Here is a 16,983-nt window from a genome sequence, read left to right as displayed (position 1 = left end):
ATCATGAATGATTTCTTCCTGAACCTGATTCATAGTCATCATCTAATCAACCACGGCCGCACTGTGCTGCGCTGGCTACTAGTCGCCACAATAATCTGGGTGTCCTTTTTATCGGTGTCGGCACAAGCTCCATCGGCATCGACTTTCGCCTACAGTTGCAGCGGCCAATTGCCAACCAAAGATTCCCGTTATAACGGGCGCGTCATTCAGCAGCAATTGAAGGTGATTTACCAGCCTGACGCGACTTATCAGGCGGCATTAAAGTCCAATGGAAGGCTGTTAACCGACGGCATTTTCGGGCCAGTGACTCGCCAGTGGCTGATTAATTTTTGTAATGATTTCAACGTGTCGGATACCGTAAGTGAAACCTCCGGCAGCAGTTCAGATTTTGTTGACACAACGCTGAAAGATCTGGCACGTGCGGCAGAAATTAGTGCCGTATTCCCGAACTGGAGAGACAGTGTAGACTCAGGAGAACTGCTAACTTTGAGTTCATCACAACTGGCTGAGCTCTTAGCGCCAGATCTGATTCCCGGCTCTACTGGTTCTTCATCGTCAGGCTCTCAAGCCAATATACCAAGCTATTACTACCAACTGACTGATAATGACCTCAACAGACAAGCGACGCTCACTGCACTCACCGCCTTAGGAAAGCAGCAGTTCTCACAAAGAAACGAACTCTATAACCAGTTAGTGACGCTTATTGATCAGCTTGATGTCACGTTCAACCCAGCATTGGACCTTAACAGCTTTATTCAATCTCAGAGTATTGACCAAGCGACACAAAGTAATAGTGAAACCGAAAGTACCACCACATCCCAAACCAGCAAAAATAGTGACGCTACAGAGTCTGATTCAAGTTCCGATACAACGACAGACTCCGGTTCTAGTTCTAGTTCTAGTTCTAGTTCTAGTTCTAGTTCTAGTTCTAGTACAAGCTCAACGTCCAGTTCTGCGCCTAGTTCAAGCTCCAATACTGATTCAACGGCTTCTTCTGCTTCAGATTCAAATAGCAGCTCTACAGAAAGTTCAACAACATCTGACGGTGAAAGCAACAGTGACACCAGCCCACAAACGGCTGATGATGGAAAGAGTGTGACAGAAAGCAGCACCACTGCGACAACGAAAACCACCGCGCCTTTGATAACCTGGCAGCTAGACAGCGATACCCTTGCAACCGCATTGCAAAAGCAAAACATCTACGTCGTACCTGCTAGTCTGCAAAAACTACTTGAGCCTATTGCTAATCAGGTTTTCGCCAGCGAGTATTTGATGCAAGCGGCAATGACGCTTGAAGGTATAGATACTTCGTCGAGCGACGCCGAGAATGTACTCAAAGTAGCCTATAAATCAGGGCTTGCTCCTGATACAAGTACACCAGTGGTCTGGGAAGCACCTGCGGGTTGTGGTTGTCAGGACAGTCGCGACTCCATTTTTAACGATGCAACTTTCTATGGCTTTTTTCCATACTGGTATCAATCCGAAGAACAGCAAGTCATCAATTTTAGTCAGCTTGACCGCATCGGCTTTTTTGGGGCAGTGGCAAAGCCAAGCAACAGTGGTAGTTTGTTAGTCTTACCGCCGAATTGGAAGCCAGAGCCAGATAATACTCAGTTTATTCGATTGGCTCATCGCTATCGCAGCGAGGTCGACCTTGTTGTGACAACGCCAAGAGACTTAACTTTAGTGTCCCTAATCGAGCTTTTGGATAAGCCGTTAATCGATCAATTGGTAGACGCCATTGATCAACCGCTCGACAGCAGCTTCATTAATAGAATGAAGCCAATCATGACCTTAGGTATCGAACCAGTCCCTAGCATTGGCGATGGTATTACATTGGATATCGACTTATCGGTGCTGAAAACGTCACAAAGTCAGCAAATATTTATTACCTTTGTACGCGAACTCAAATTTGCTTTACTCAAGCAAGAAGGATCCGACATTGCCAGCAGTAGCGATGTTGTAGCAAGTCCACACGATCGCTATTTTCTCAACGTTGTTATACCTGCCAATCAGGTTCTTAGTGGAGACTCTTCCAGTTTCTATCAATTTGATAACCTCAATGCTCTTGGCCAAGTGACAAATTTAATGATCATACGCCCTCAGGTTGATACCGCTGACACAACTGGATCAAGTGGTCAAAGCGATTCATCTCAAGAGGCCATCGCACAACAAGAACTGACTCAAATACAGGAATTCCATCACTGGTTGAGCAACCAAAGCGATCAGCTCGCGGTCGAAAAACTGTTTAAACAGATTGTTCCTATGCTCATTACTGAATTTAACCGTAACTCAGAAATCGAGCTAACACAGCTACTTCGCCTTTCAAGCTGGAGCTTTATCGGAGCGGCTTACCAGCCAATCCCACTGAATGACCTAAGCCAGCAATTGGTGGATGACACCTTTTATCCAAAAACTTCGTCACTACCATCCATGTTCGCTGCATTACAAGAGCAGATTCTGGTTGTGATGGACTGGATCTGTCCAAACCGATGGTTATTACGCACGATACTGTTTGTTGTCTTTATTGGTATTGCCGCCGTACTCATTATTAGCAACTGGTATTACGAACTCAGAAAATATCTCGTTCAGCTGCCATTCGTCCTGCTATGTATCGGCTCTCTGGCTGCATTAATGTTGGTGTTTGTCGCAGACCCATACTTTAAAGCCTATCAGGTTCCGATATTACTTGGATTTATGGCATTAATTATATGGATATTGTTGGTGGTCAGATGGCTGACAATGGAGGGGGATAAGCCGTAAGTTTAATACCTTGCATTACTTGACCGGCGTATAACATCCTCACCCTCTGGTATAATAAGCGCCATCACGATGAAAATCACACGAGTACATTACACCAGTTGTTGTGTCGGTAACCTTCACTCCGTGATGACCAGTAGTAAAGTGTGGCGCTCCATCACTAAAAGTTGATCCTGATTCTTGATCTATCTCGTAACGATTTGCTGGACCTCCAAACACTCTGGCCAAAGACTCTTGCATATTTTCTTTCATCCTATTTGACACAGTCCGCTCAAATTGAACCACTGGTGACGACTTTCTTTGCATGACTGTTTCACATCGATTATCCACCAACTCTAGACGTCGGCTGACTGCACTTCTCTTTTGTGTAACAGCATTAGAGATAGATCTATTTTTATTTTCTCTAGAGTTATTTACGTGCTCGTACATATATTAATCCCTCGTTAATCTATCGCGATAAATTGCTATTCAGAACAACCTAACTATCAATCACATTTTCAAAGCCCTATTCCCCATATCCGTAGCTTCATTTTCTAAAGATGGGTTATCGTTGACCGCCATTCCTCCTATTGAGGTTGTTGGCTGGACCCGCCCTTCCATTTGCTGAACGACGTGTCCCAATTCGTGAGGTAAGTGTTTTTCCTGTCCGGATGCAAGGTGGATATCGCTGCCCTGCGCATACGCGTGAGCCTGAACGGCTGCCGGCTTGCTGGAGTTATAGTGCACTTTGACATGGTCAAGACTCTGGCCGCTAAGGCGTTCCATACCAGACTTTAAGTTGTCCGGTAGGCCTGTGCGGTTCGGTTGACGCTGAATAGCATTAGATTCACGGTTATCTTCCAAGACTTGCGCGCTTGATTGACCAGATTTACGTTGGACAGATTCTTTGGACTGTGAAGTAGACTGTTTTTTAAGCTCAGAAAACACTTTGGTTATCCTCAAACGTTGCTCTAGCTTACATTGAGTCTAGGATCGAACGTGCATTATGCAATAAAGCGCAAACACCAATTTAGACCAGTTTGTTGTCTTTTTTGAACTCATTCCGAATGCCCGAGATAATATCTTGTTGATATACAATTCGTTCGTTTCGACGTATTGCTGTTAGAGCGCATTGCCGAAGGACATTAATAATTTGCCCACCAGCCATCTGGTAATCACTAGCTATGCTGTTTAAGTCAACGTCATCAGCAAGATCACATACATTGTGGAAGGCATTTTTCCACAGCTGCAAGCGCTCCTCTGGGCCGGGGATGGTGAAATGCACCATATTTTGGAATCGACGAGTAAAAGCCTCGTCCATATTGCTTTTCAAATTGGTCGCAACAATCACCGTTCCGGGAAAGTCCTCAATCTTTTGTAATAAGTATCCCGTAAGCTGGTTAGCATGGCGATCATTTGAAGAACTGGCTTCAGTCCGTTTGCCAAACAGAGCATCGCCTTCATCAAAAAACAGTATCCACTCTTTGTAACTGGCAGCGTCGAATACGCGCGACAAATTTTTCTCGGTTTCCCCTATGTACTTTGAAACCACCATCGACAAATCGACCCGATACACGTCTCTGCCAGTAGACTTACCAAGCAATGCAGCCGTCAGTGTTTTCCCTGTACCGGGTGGCCCAGAAAACACAGCTCGATAGCCGGGTTTTACTTTTTTCGCCAGTTGCCAGTCTTGCATCAGAGTATTGCCGTGGGCGAGCCAGGCGCGGATCTCGTCAATCTGGCTCATTACGTTATGCTCCAACACCAATTCCGACCATTCTAGCGGCGTATCTAACGGATGTGCGGGAAAGCTCGTACTTAACTCTGGCCGATGCTGCTCACCCGTAATGAAATAATTTAGCCAGTGGTCATTCAAACGGTAGACACCTGCTAAACTTGGGATTCCTGACTCAACAGAGAGCAGCTCTGTGACTTGCTCTGCCATCAGCTTATGTTGGGAAGAGAGAATAGACATCGTATGGACACGCCATTCAGGGTTATTGGCACTGATTAAAAAATTGAGCGTTTGGCCCGTAGGTACGAAACCGCTGAATGTTCGATCAGCGACGCCACCAAACTCGGTGAATGGACGATCAATCATCCCGTTAAGACCAAAAAAGAAATCCAGTGCATCGGGACGGATTGAAGGCGCCATTGCCAAGGCTAATGCGAGTCGTTCAAAAACGTTTAACTCCCAGTCAATGAGCATGTCAGCATACAAACTGCTACCGGGTGCTGTATCTGGTGGAGGAATATCAATCCAATGCTGCTCATGTCCGTCTTGTTTTAGATAGCTACAGATAACTTGGCTAATAACATTGGTTAGCCAGTCCACTTCCCGATACAGTGCTACCATATTAGCCGTTGTATTGTTTGGGTTATCACCATAGTAATCGCTATCGATTAACGCCATTTAGCCATCTCCACCATACACAACTCATTGCTCATTCAACCAGTCTGTAAAAGTATAGGCAAAGCTGGGTTATTGGTAATGTATGATACGCGGACTTGCTCGACTCATACCAATTTGGATAATTAAATGGGCAAGTTATTTTCCAAGAAAGATCACTTACAGCAAGGTATGGGAAAATATATCCCACTAGAAAAAATCGGGTGTGGCAAAAAATAAACTTCGATTTGGCTATCCGTTATTAAATTAAAACAAGAGATATTTATTTCAATAAAAGGAATTAATTAATTCTCGGCTCATTAAATTTTGACTTCACAATTGAAACCAGTTCCTGCAAAGCTGGATTTTGATTATCTTTATTCCACGCCATAATAAGATCAAAACGTGGTGCTTCTCCTTGTAATGGGCGAAAAACCACATTACCTGGATTAAATTTTTCCATATAACCCGGGCATATAGTAAGCCCTAATCCCATCCCAACCAAATTCATCGTAACCAAGATATTAGTCGACGTCTGTACAATATTTGGTTGGCATTCAGTGGAATTAAGATAATCTTTAACCATTGGCGACAAGGCCCCTGAATAAAGCGGATCTGTGGCAATAAAATCCTGCCCATTGAGCATCGACGGACTAATCTCAGAGTGCGAAACCAAAGGGTGCGATACGGGCAACATCACGATTAGCGGCTCACTAAACACAACAATACGTTCTACAAATGGGCTAATAACAGGGTTACGCATGAAGCCTACATCAAGCTGACCGTCGAGTATTTGGGACTCCTGCTCCGTGGTGATGACACTACTCAACTCTATTTGCATATCCGGATTTTCAAGTCGTAGTAACGGGAGCACTTCAGGTAATACGTTAACTTCTGCTGAAGGCACAAAACCAATCGTTATTGATTTATCGTTTAACATTGCCTGTCTTGCTTTAATCTTGGCGTTTTCAGCCATCTCCAATATCGAAATAGCTTCCTTAAGAAATAACTCCCCCGCAGCAGTGATCGTCACTTTTCTTCGATTACGCATTAGCAACGGCACGCCCACGCACTCTTCCAAATCCTTTATCTGACTACTCAACGATGGCTGTGATGTATGTAACTTCGCCGCAGCCCGAGTAAAATTTAACTCTTTCGCAACAGCAACAAAATAACGTAAGTGCCTTAATTCCATGGTTTTATCCTATTTATAGGTGAAAACGATTACTTAATACAAATTAACTATTTCACACTTTCCCTACCAATCTGCAACATGATTAGGGACTCTACAAATAAGGTCAATAACTCTGTAACCCGAGGATATCAATAATATGACCACACACTCAAAACTGGACATCTACAGTCTGATCGATAGCACAAATGGCCGTGTCACCCCAAGTATTTATACAGATCCTGATATATATCAACTTGAATTAGAAAGAATTTTTGGTCGATGCTGGCTATTTTTAGCCCACGAAAGCCAAATTCCTAAACCCGGTGATTTTTTTAACACTTACATGGGGGAAGACGCTGTAGTTGTTGTACGCCAAAAAGATGGCAGCATCAAAGCTTTCCTTAATCAGTGTCGTCACCGCGCTATGCGCGTCAGCAATGGTGACTGCGGAAATACTCGAGCTTTTACCTGCCCTTATCATGGCTGGTCATACGGTATCGACGGTAACTTGATCGATGTACCGCTCGAACCACGTGCTTATCCCCAAGGTCTGTGTAAATCACAGTGGGGCCTGAATGAAGTACCTTGTGTCGAAAGTTACAAGGGATTGATTTTCGCTAACTGGGATACCAGTGCTCCGGATCTTAAAGAATATTTAGGGGATATCGCCTGGTATTTGGATGGTGTATTAGATCGCCGCGAGGGTGGAACCGAAATCGTAGGTGGTGTCCAGAAATGGGTGATCGACTGTAATTGGAAATTCCCAGCTGAGCAATTTGCCAGTGATCAATATCATGCACTCTTCTCGCATGCCTCTGCGGTGCAGGTGTTAGGTGCCAATGATGACTCCGACAGAAAACTTGGTGCAGATCAGACTGCCCGACCAGTCTGGGAAACAGCCAAAGATGCTGTTCAGTTTGGACAAGATGGTCATGGCAGCGGCTTCTTCTTTACAGAAAACCCAGATGCAAACGTATGGGTCGATGGCGAAGTAGCCCGTTATTACCGAGACACCTACGAAGAAGCTAAACAACGTCTTGGAGAAGTCCGTGCATTACGCTTAGCTGGTCACAACAACATCTTCCCGACTTTATCATGGCTAAATGGTACAGCTACGCTGCGTGTCTGGCACCCAAAAGGACCTGATCAGGTAGAAGTATGGGCATTCTGTATCACTGACAAAACGGCCTCTGATGAAGTAAAAGCCGCATTCGAAAACAGTGCCACTCGCGCATTTGGTCCTGCTGGTTTCCTTGAACAGGATGATTCAGAAAACTGGTGCGAAATTCAGAAATTACTTAAAGGTCACCGAGCTAGAAATAGCACTTTGTGTCTTGAAATGGGACTAGGTCAGGAAAAGCAGCGTGAAGATGGTGTTCCAGGTATCACCAACTATATCTTCTCAGAAACAGCGGCACGCGGCATGTATCAGCGCTGGGCAGACCTACTAACGAGTGAAAGCTGGGATGAAATTCAAACCAAGACTGATGCTTTTCAACAGGAGGTTTTGAAATGAAACCAGTATCTCTTCAAATTCATCACGAAATCAGTCAATTCTTATTTCATGAAGCCACATTACTCGATGACTGGAAGTTCCGCGATTGGCTAGAACTTCTGGATGACGAGCTGGTTTATACAATGCGCACTACTGTGAATGCTCAAACCCGTGATCGTCGCAAAGGCAAGCAGCCACCGACGACATGGATTTTTAATGATACCAAGTCACAGCTTGAACGACGCATTGCCCGCCTGGAAACCGGTATGGCATGGGCGGAAGAACCACCTTCAAGAACTCGCCACTTAATTACCAACTGTCAGGTGGAAGAGACTGAACTACCGGGTGTTTTTGCCGCGAGAGTCAATTACATACTGTATCGCGCACAAAAAGAACGCGATGAAACCTTCTATGTCGGCACTCGTTTTGACTTGGTGAAACAAACCAATACCGACAACAACTGGAGCTTGTTAAAACGAGAAATTGTTCTCGACCAAGCGACTATCAATTCTCATAACCTTAGTGTGCTTTTCTGATGAACCGAATTAAAGCTTGCCTCGTTGATGAGTTACCGGAAGGTGAGGCTCTCCGGATTGATGCCGACCCAGTTATCGCACTGTTTCATGTTGGCGACGAATTTTATGCGATGAATGATCGTTGCAGTCATGGTAACGCCTCTATGTCTGAAGGCTACTTGGAAGATGATGCGACAGTGGAATGCCCGCTACATGCCGCCAGTTTTTGTCTAAAAACGGGGAAAGCACTATGCCTTCCTGCCACCGATGCCATTGCCACCTACCCGGTCAGTGTTGAGGACGGCACCGTCTACATTGATTTACCGGAGGCGTCATGAGTGATTTACAAGACAATGTCGTCTTAATTACCGGGGGTGGTTCCGGACTCGGGCTGGCACTAATAGAGCGCTTTATTGAAGAAGGTGCAAACATTGCCACGCTCGACATCTCTGCAGACAAAATAGCCTCTCTTAAGCACCAGTTTGGAGGCCGAATTGTCGCCGTTCAGGGTGACGTAACATCAGTGGAAGATAACCAGCGTGTTGTAGACGCAGCCCTAACTAAGTTTGGTAAATTGGACTGCTTCATTGGTAATGCTGGTATCTGGGATCACAATGCATCGCTGGTTAAAACTCCGGCTGAGAATTTAAAGCAAGGGTTCAGCGAATTGCTTGGTGTTAACGTGCTTGGCTACATTCTGGGAGCCAAGGCCGCCGCACCAGCTTTGATTGAAAGCCAGGGCAGCATGATTTTTACCCTGTCCAACGCCGCCTGGTATCCGGGTGGTGGAGGTCCACTTTACACGGCCAGTAAACATGCTGCGGTCGGTCTAATCCGTCAGCTGGCTTACGAGCTAGCACCAAAAGTGCGTGTTAACGGCGTTGGACCTTGTGGTATGGCGACGGATCTTCGTGGTCCTAAATCACTCAATCAGCAAGACTGCGCGATTATGGATTCACTAACCCCCGAAAAAGTAGCAGCAATTCTACCGCTTCAGTCTATGCCAGAAACCCAAGATTTTACCGGACCATACGTGATGCTAGCGTCGCGACGCAATAACCGAACGCTGACAGGCGTGATGATCAATGCCGATGCCGGTCTTGGTATTCGTGGTATTCGTCACGTTGCAGCAGGTTTGGATCTGTAAGGAGAATCCATGGAAAAACACTTTGTAATCATAGGTGGCGGCCAGGCGGGAGCGATGGCTGCCGCCTATTTGCGCCAAAAAGGCTTTGATGGACGTCTCACACTAATTTGTGATGAAGCCGTTATGCCCTATGAGCGTCCACCTTTGTCAAAAGCGGCACTATTAGATGACGATCCCCAGTTGCAATTTATCCTGCCAAGCGACTGGTGGCAGCAAAATAAAGTCAACATAATGCAGCAATACACGGTAAAAGCTATTGAACCGCAACAGCAACGACTTTGCCTAGAGAATGGTACGTTTATCGACTTTGATAAGTTGCTAATCACTACCGGAGCTTGTGCACGCCGTTTTCCGTTATTAGATGAACTCGGAGAGAGAGCGTTGACTTTACGTCATCGTCTAAATGCTCAAGCCTTGAGGCCTCATCTGCAAAAACAGGAGCGTATCATCGTTGTCGGTGCCGGAACTATTGGTCTGGAAGTTGCCGCCAGCGCGCGCCAAAGCGGATGTGAAGTGACCGTAATTGAAGCCGCTCCGGTATTGATGGGACGCAACACACCTAAGCCGGTACAAGAATTTCTGCTAGATTATCACCAAAATCGTGGCGTAAAGTTTTACTTCAATGCCCAAATTGAGTTAGTCGAATCCGCTAGTGACGTCACCCTTACGCTGCAGGACGGCCAGCAAATCAAAGGCGATCGAGTAGTATACGGCATAGGTATTGAACCAAACGATCAGCTCGCTCAACAGGCTGGTCTGGAAACACACAACGGCATTATCGTGAATAACCAATGTCAGACATCCAACCCAAATATCTTTGCCGCTGGAGACGTCACCCTGTGTAAAAATGCGCAAGGTCAACTGGTACGCAAAGAAACTTGGGAAAATGCCAACCAACAAGCCGATATCGCAACCTCGGCAATGCTGGAGCAACCTTTTAGTCAACCTGGTGCGGTCTGGTTCTGGACCGATCAATACGATCTTAATCTGCAGTTTGTGGGTGATATTCACGGTGAGCACTGGATAATCCGTGGTGATGTATCAACTCACAAAGCAATCTGGTTTAACGTAGTAGACAATCAGGTAAAAGGCGCCATCACTTTAAATCAAGGTCGCGAAATCCGTGTACTAAGAAAGTTGATCGATTCAGGTACAGTTGTCGAGATACCGTCCATAACTGATGAGACTGTGGCACTAAAAAGCCTGTTAAAATGACCTCTCCTCTGCCAAGACAAAGTAGCCGAGCCACTCTCGGCTACTTTTTGTGTTCCTAACCAAACGAGTCAGACCACTGACAACACCTCATTAAGAAACCTATTAACAATTCCATCATTATAATTGCCATTAATGACGAACTGTTTCTAAACTTCAAAGAACATTTCTCATCTAAACAAGATGGAGGTTTATCATGGCTGCGCAAAAATCTTTTCCTACTCAACAAGATGGACGACTTTATCTAACAGAGGGAGGGACGGAAACGGAACTGATGTATAAGTACGGTTTTGATTTACCCCAGTTTGCCATGTACCCCCTACTCGATAACCCAGCAGCGGTTGAAAAGATGAGAGAGATGTTCCGAAGTTATCTGGACGTCGCGGCGAAACATAAGGTCTGTGCACTTATGGGTGGGCTCGACTACCGCGCCAGTCCTGACTGGGGAGCGCTATTGGGCTACTCTGCACAAAGTCTCGCTGACGCCAATATTCAATGTATTGAGTTTCTTCGTGAGGTCGCAAAAGAGTACGCCACAGATATTCCGGAAGTTCTGTTCCAAGGTTTAATCGGACCACGAGGCGACGCCTATTCCACCAATCACAAGATCACGGAGAATGAAGCCGAAGACTATCACTCTGTTCAGTTAGAGACCTTGAAAAAAGCGGATGTCGATTTAGCGTTGGCCATCACCTTCAATAACATCCCTGAATCAATCGGTGTTGTCCGAGCAGCTCAGAAAATCGGTGTGCCTCTTGCCATTTCACTGACATTAGATAGCAGTTCGAAACTCAATTCAGGCCCCAGCTTAGCCGAGGCAATAAAAACGATTGATAGAGAAACAGACAACGCAGTCGAATTTTATTTGATCAACTGCTCTCACCCAGTGGAATATGAACCTGCGATTGAGAATAGTGACTGGATACATCGCATCAGAGGCGTTCGACCGAACGCGTCCAAGATGGAAAAACTCGCGCTGTGTAAGCTTGGACATCTCGAGGATGGCGATCCCGTAGAACTGGGCGAGCAATGTGGCGACCTGGCTAAAAGATACCCACACATGGACATTTGGGGTGGCTGTTGCGGAACCTGGGATAACCACTTGGACGAGATAACCAAACAGGTCATCGCGGCTAAAGCCAAAGAAGATTAGCTTACTTTTCGGTTTAAACTTACAACAAAGCTCTCTAACAAATGGGCTTTGTTTTTGTTTACTAAGAGAAAAGTGATAATGCGAACCAAAGACAACCACGTGACTCCAGAAGTGATGAATCAAGCCTATAGATAGCGCCCCCGTAACATTGCTGCTAGTTCACAAAATTTTTCATTTCCCAAGCATCACAACGGTGGCGATCTCATCACCCGACGTGGTACAGTCGGTGCCCCTATTATTCTCGATCACTTATCTATGGGCTGTATTTATCCGTAAACGTATAAAGAGAGCTCAATCAGGAGGCACTTAACAACCTGATCGACCCAAGCGATTTTAACAATCGTAAATAACTATAAAAAATAAAAAAATAATACTTTTGAAGACAATAACGTATCCCTCGCTTTCGACTACTTGTTATTTTAGAGAGAGATTACACCCCAATGAACAACGCAACTGGTATAAATGAATTAAACCAGCTCAGTTCTGACAGAGAAAAAATGGTTGATATTGTCTTAATCGGAGGAGGTATCATGAGCGGGACGCTCGGTACATTCATCCAACAACTAGAGCCCAACTGGACAATAGAAATGTTTGAGCGCCTTGATGATGTCGCTCAAGAAAGTTCCAACGCATGGAATAACGCCGGAACGGGGCATGCCTCTCTTGCGGAATCTAATTATACGCCAGAGATGCCGAATGGCCAGGTCACGATAGGTAAAGCTGTTGATATTTATGAACAATTTCAATTGTCTCGTCAGTTTTGGTCCTATCTGGTAAAGGAAGGCACCATTGGTAACCCAGGTAGCTTTATCAAAAGTGCTCCTCATATGAGCTTCGTCACTGGCGAAAACAATGTCGAGTTTCTGCGTAAACGCTTCAAATTGCTTCGAACTATTCCTCTTTTTGATGGCATGGTTTATTCAGAAGATGAACAACAGATCTGCTCTTGGGCTCCATTACTGATGGAAAACCGCGATCCAAGCCAACCTGTTGCGGCCACCCGTTCTCGTTTTGGTACCGATGTGAACTTTGGCGCTTTGACACATCACATGGTTGACGCCCTGGGAACAAATCACAACTTCAAACTCAACTTGCAACACGAAGTCCGTTCACTGAAACACCAGCCTGATGGTACCTGGAAATTAAAAGTGAAGGATTTTAGTAGCAACAAAACGCGTACCCTTCATACCAAATATGTATTTATAGGCGCAGGAGGAGCATCCCTTACGCTCCTGCAAAAATCAGGAATAAAAGCAGCCAAAAGCTATGGTGGTTTTCCTGTTGGTGGTCAATTCCTAGTGACCGAAAAACCTGACATCATTAAAGCCCACAAAGCCAAAGTATATGGCAAAGCTCCCGTCGGTGCCCCACCCATGTCGGTGCCACATATGGATACCCGAGTCATAGATGGAAAAGAAGTGGTTCTATTCGGCCCATTTGCAACCTTCTCAAGTAAGTTCCTGAAAAATGGTTCTTTATTAGACTTGTTTAATTCCGTACGCCCATCAAACTTACTGCCAATGACACAAGTAGGCATGAAGAGCTTTGATCTTATCAAATACCTTATCGGCCAGCTAACACAGAGCAATGAAGACCGAATGAATGCACTGCGCGAATTTTTCCCATCGGCAGACATCAAGGATTGGTCTTTGGTACAAGCAGGTCAGCGCGTCCAAATCATAAAGCATGTGCTAGGTAAAGGTGGAGAATTACACCTCGGATCCGAACTTGTTCACGCTGAAGATGGTAGCCTCACCGCCTTATTAGGCGCATCACCCGGTGCATCTGTTTCGACTTCGATAATGCTTCAATTACTTGAACGTTGTTTCAGTAACGAGATGGCTTCAGATAAGTGGAAGCATAAAATTAAAGAAATGATTCCATCATATGGGTTGCCATTAATCGAACACCCTCAATTGAATCAGGAAATTTTACGTACAACGAGTGAAATACTGCACTTAGAGCAGGACTTACTTGAGGTTCGCTCGAGTAAAGAAAGCATAGTGGAACAAAACGAACCAGTTTATGCCTGCAGGGCTTAACCTCCTGCGGTTTTCAACGTTTTATTCCCCTCTTCTACTCAACTTCCATAACTAAAATACCGCCCGTTGAGGGCGGCATTTTTTTCTTCAAATGTATGAAATGTAAGGAAAAACCTGAGCCTGACATAAACTCCTGCACTTCTCAGTCTAAACCCAAATACTCTTGTGGGCTCATTGAACGACTAAAAAGCAATCACTAAGAACATAAGAATAAATATGGCCAGCTGTCCCATATTTATTAATGACAAAACACTCAGCTAATATCCATCAAAACTTGATCGAGGTCAAATTAGTGCTACTTTTTATGTATGGGTTCTCTGTTTTTGAGAGTACACCCATACAAGTCGAAGCTGATTTTTCATTTTCAGATAGCCGTTTTTTCATTTTCAGATAGCAGAAAGCTTGCAAGATTGTGACAAAGATGACTATCGGGATGACATCAAGAACAAATGAATTGGAACTTAGTCTTTGTGTGTGCCTAATATCCTGTTCATTATAAGGTACTGTTATGAAAGCGTTAATTACAATCTTATGTATGTTTTTTGCGTTTACCGCTACCGCTGGTGAACGGATGGTTCAAAACAACAAAAAACTATACTCAGATACATTTGCTAGTAAAGAAGAAGCGATCAATGCTGGTTTCAATATGTACGATTCACTAGCGAGCGCAAATGACAACCAGTTACGTTGGAAACTGAATCCTACTGGTCAAAGCGTTGTCGGACATAGTATGAATGTAGAAAGTGCTCAAGTGAGGGTTGAGGAAGTCCCAGTATCTAGAGGTACTGTTGAGTATCGTGCCATTGTTGACGTTGATTTCAACTACAGAGTTAATGAAGACGGTCGCTAAACGACAGGTTTTGAATTGAATTAATAAAAAAGGCGAACGACTCAGTGAGTTGTTCGCCTTTTCTGTTTAGGTATCTTCAGATGGTATTTAGTTTAAACTAACAAATTTTTCTGTATTACCCGCTTCTTTCGCAGCTTTAAAATCTTTGGAAATACGTTCTAACTCTAAATATGCATAGCTATGCTCATTATAACTGCATACGTTCAAAGATATGGCTAACTTGTACACTGATAGCGCTCGGCTCATATCGCCATGTTCCATATAATACTTACCTAAATAAAAATAAGCTTCGGTAAGTCGCTGTGCCATCACTTTATTATCTGTTGTGCTATTAGTAACCAGTTTAACAGCATTTTCTTCAGTTATTTCGTTTAGCAGTATACCCGCTAACACCCAACCCCACTCATCGGTGCGGTTTTTATAACTCTCTTGTAACTTTGCCGTTGCTGCAGTTTTATCAACGTCCGATTCTATAATGTATAACCAGATAGCACGGAAAGGATCATTCGGGTTGTCCTCATGGAAAGTTTTCATATCTTCCAGTGCAAGTTCTGGTCTTCCACCATAATAAAGTGCAATTGCACGGTTGTAGATAGCCTGCTTATTACTCGGGTCCAATTCAAGAGATGAATAAAATGCGTCATAGGCAGCATCAAACTGACTCAGTTGGGTGTAGTACATCCCAAGCAGATTGTAGATATCAGGTTGTTGAGGGTTGATCTCCAGCGACTTGGCATAGTCTGTACTCGCCAAATCTCTTAACCCAATCTCATCATAATAGAGACCTCGTTTTAAATAGATTTCTGCACGAGCCTCATCGTCGAGTTCTTTATCTGTCAGGAGCTGATTTAGTTTTGCAATATTAGCCTCTGCCATTGCATTCGGTTGCAACGGTACAGCCATAGCTGGATAAACTAATTGTTTTTCATTTCGGGTTGAGCTTTCTTGTGAAATGTCTTGCTCAACAGGGTTACATCCTGTCAAAACAATCAGCGCACCTAGACTATAAAACTTATACCATTTAACCATATCTTTACTCCAATTCTACTCCCTGAATCAGCTTGGGAGTCATTCGAGCACCTTTATAGCACAAAAAATAATCAAATTGCCAACTATTAACCAAATACTCAATAAGGATCTCATTGTTACTGATCTAGTTAGTGATCACTTTACTTAAATGTCTTTTCCTTGCTGTCTATTTGCGTGTTATCGAAATGCATAGCTCTCCACACAAATTGGCTAATCATTATTTCGTCAAGCCATCAAGTGCTACTCGCAAGGGAGCATAAACAAAAACAAACACCAATGAACTCAAACAATCAAAATGATGTTCATTTGTTGATCATTATGTCCACTTGTGTTTTTATTGCTTCAGTGACCGATTAAAAAATGAGGAATGCAATAGTGATTAAACTGATTATCACGGATATGGATGGGACGTTTCTAAACCGTCATGGGGATTACAACCGCGAGTTATTCCAGCAGGTAGTCACTAGCATGCAAGAGCATGGTGTGAAGTTCGCCCCTTGTACTGGCAAGCAAGTTGAGCGTGTTGAAGAACTATTTGGTGAGCAAAGCAAAGATTTTTGGATACTCGGAGACAGTGCTACTCGTATCAAACACTAGGGAGAATTTATTTATCAATCTCTTCTCAACAATACGTTAGGTCTTAATATCATTCAGCAATTAGAAACTATCGAAGGTTCACATATTGTGATTGCATGTACTCCTGAATTTGCAGCCATCAAAAGAGATACACCCGAGCATTTACGCACCTTAGTGAGACGTTCTTATGCCGAGGTAAAACTGGTCGATTCATATGAAGATATTGCTTCTGACTTCGTTAAGATCACTGTTTATGATGAGAACAAACAGTGTCCACTAATTCGTCCTCAACTCTCTCACTTTGACGAACAAGCCTATATCGTTGTATCAGAAGCTGCATGGATCGATATTGCGAATGCTGGCGTTCACAAAGGAACCACCGTTGAAAAACTGCAATCCATCGTCGGAGCGACAGAAGCTGAAACCATGGTATTTGGAGACGGATTCAATGATATCGAGCTAATGGAACGTGCTCACTTTAGCTTTGCCATGCGTAATGCTTTTGAAGAAACGAAAGCGGCGGCAAACTATATTACCCGTTCAAATGATGAAGATGGCGTAATGCACACGATTTTACAGTTCCTAGCCCTGCAAACAAAATCATAACCTGTTCCTTAAGTTGGGCTGGCCACTTTAAAGATGGAAACTCGACAAGCATAAAC

13 protein-coding genes and 1 pseudogene are annotated in these 16,983 nt (G+C 44.2%); 10 read left to right on the top strand and 4 right to left on the bottom strand.

Translation table 11 applies throughout. The features are described from left to right. Positions 1 to 3: 3 nt before the first annotated feature. The gene (locus tag VEJY3_RS06785; RefSeq protein ID WP_014231697.1) at positions 4 to 2,763 is read left to right on the top strand and encodes a hypothetical protein; all 2,760 of its coding nucleotides are present in this window, start codon (positions 4 to 6) and stop codon (positions 2,761 to 2,763) included. A 486-nt stretch (positions 2,764 to 3,249) separates the two neighbouring features. On the opposite strand, the gene VEJY3_RS06775 is transcribed toward VEJY3_RS06785, so the two are convergent. The 3 genes from VEJY3_RS06775 to hcaR form a co-directional block, all read right to left on the bottom strand. Continuing rightward, positions 3,250 to 3,687 (bottom strand): DUF4157 domain-containing protein, encoded by a 438-nt coding sequence (locus VEJY3_RS06775; protein ID WP_014231695.1) that lies wholly within the window; start codon positions 3,685 to 3,687, stop codon positions 3,250 to 3,252. Between the two features lie 82 nt (positions 3,688 to 3,769). Continuing rightward, on the bottom strand, positions 3,770 to 5,152 hold the full coding sequence (locus VEJY3_RS06770; protein WP_014231694.1) for an ATP-binding protein: 1,383 nt from the start codon (positions 5,150 to 5,152) through the stop codon (positions 3,770 to 3,772). Between the two features lie 277 nt (positions 5,153 to 5,429). Continuing rightward, on the bottom strand, positions 5,430 to 6,323 hold the full coding sequence (gene hcaR, locus VEJY3_RS06765) for a DNA-binding transcriptional regulator HcaR (RefSeq protein WP_014231693.1): 894 nt from the start codon (positions 6,321 to 6,323) through the stop codon (positions 5,430 to 5,432). A gap of 136 nt (positions 6,324 to 6,459) precedes the next feature. On the opposite strand from hcaR, the gene hcaE reads away from it, so the two are divergent. The 8 genes from hcaE (at position 6,460) to VEJY3_RS06725 (ending at position 14,716) form a co-directional block, all read left to right on the top strand. Continuing rightward, positions 6,460 to 7,818: a 3-phenylpropionate/cinnamic acid dioxygenase subunit alpha gene (hcaE, locus tag VEJY3_RS06760; RefSeq protein WP_014231692.1), complete on the top strand. Its 1,359-nt coding sequence runs from the start codon at positions 6,460 to 6,462 to the stop codon at positions 7,816 to 7,818. After that, on the top strand, positions 7,815 to 8,333 hold the full coding sequence (gene hcaF / locus VEJY3_RS06755) for a 3-phenylpropionate/cinnamic acid dioxygenase subunit beta (RefSeq protein ID WP_014231691.1): 519 nt from the start codon (positions 7,815 to 7,817) through the stop codon (positions 8,331 to 8,333). Before hcaE ends, hcaF begins: the two co-directional genes overlap by 4 nt. Then, entirely contained in the window at positions 8,333 to 8,650 is a 318-nt protein-coding gene (hcaC, locus tag VEJY3_RS06750; RefSeq protein WP_014231690.1) for a 3-phenylpropionate/cinnamic acid dioxygenase ferredoxin subunit, read from the top strand. Before hcaF ends, hcaC begins: the two co-directional genes overlap by 1 nt. After that, complete coding sequence (gene hcaB, locus VEJY3_RS06745) at positions 8,647 to 9,459, top strand: 3-phenylpropionate-dihydrodiol/cinnamic acid-dihydrodiol dehydrogenase (protein ID WP_014231689.1); 813 nt, start codon at positions 8,647 to 8,649, stop codon at positions 9,457 to 9,459. The genes hcaC and hcaB overlap by 4 nt, the downstream gene beginning before the upstream one ends. Positions 9,460 to 9,468: 9 nt before the next feature. Continuing rightward, a complete protein-coding gene (gene hcaD, locus VEJY3_RS06740; RefSeq protein WP_014231688.1) occupies positions 9,469 to 10,674 on the top strand; it encodes a 3-phenylpropionate/cinnamic acid dioxygenase ferredoxin--NAD(+) reductase subunit in 1,206 nt (401 codons plus the stop codon). 193 nt (positions 10,675 to 10,867) lie between these two features. Beyond that, positions 10,868 to 11,824, top strand: a complete 957-nt coding sequence (locus VEJY3_RS06735; RefSeq protein WP_014231687.1) for a homocysteine S-methyltransferase family protein — start codon at positions 10,868 to 10,870, stop codon at positions 11,822 to 11,824. A 440-nt stretch (positions 11,825 to 12,264) separates the two neighbouring features. Beyond that, positions 12,265 to 13,866 (top strand): malate dehydrogenase (quinone), encoded by a 1,602-nt coding sequence (gene mqo, locus VEJY3_RS06730; RefSeq protein ID WP_014231686.1) that lies wholly within the window; start codon positions 12,265 to 12,267, stop codon positions 13,864 to 13,866. Between the two features lie 508 nt (positions 13,867 to 14,374). Continuing rightward, positions 14,375 to 14,716 (top strand): DUF3316 domain-containing protein, encoded by a 342-nt coding sequence (locus VEJY3_RS06725; RefSeq protein ID WP_014231685.1) that lies wholly within the window; start codon positions 14,375 to 14,377, stop codon positions 14,714 to 14,716. An 87-nt stretch (positions 14,717 to 14,803) separates the two neighbouring features. On the opposite strand, the gene nlpI is transcribed toward VEJY3_RS06725, so the two are convergent. Further along, complete coding sequence (gene nlpI / locus VEJY3_RS06720) at positions 14,804 to 15,745, bottom strand: lipoprotein NlpI (RefSeq protein WP_014231684.1); 942 nt, start codon at positions 15,743 to 15,745, stop codon at positions 14,804 to 14,806. A 360-nt stretch (positions 15,746 to 16,105) separates the two neighbouring features. On the opposite strand from nlpI, the pseudogene VEJY3_RS06715 reads away from it, so the two are divergent. Further along, positions 16,106 to 16,927 (top strand): annotated as a pseudogene (locus VEJY3_RS06715) (HAD family hydrolase). Positions 16,928 to 16,983: the final 56 nt, after the last annotated feature.

This window comes from Vibrio sp. EJY3 (assembly GCF_000241385.1).
Lineage (GTDB): Bacteria > Pseudomonadota > Gammaproteobacteria > Enterobacterales > Vibrionaceae > Vibrio > Vibrio natriegens.
The sequence above is the reverse complement of the archived record's forward strand: the minus strand, read 5'-3'. Positions and strand labels throughout refer to the sequence as shown.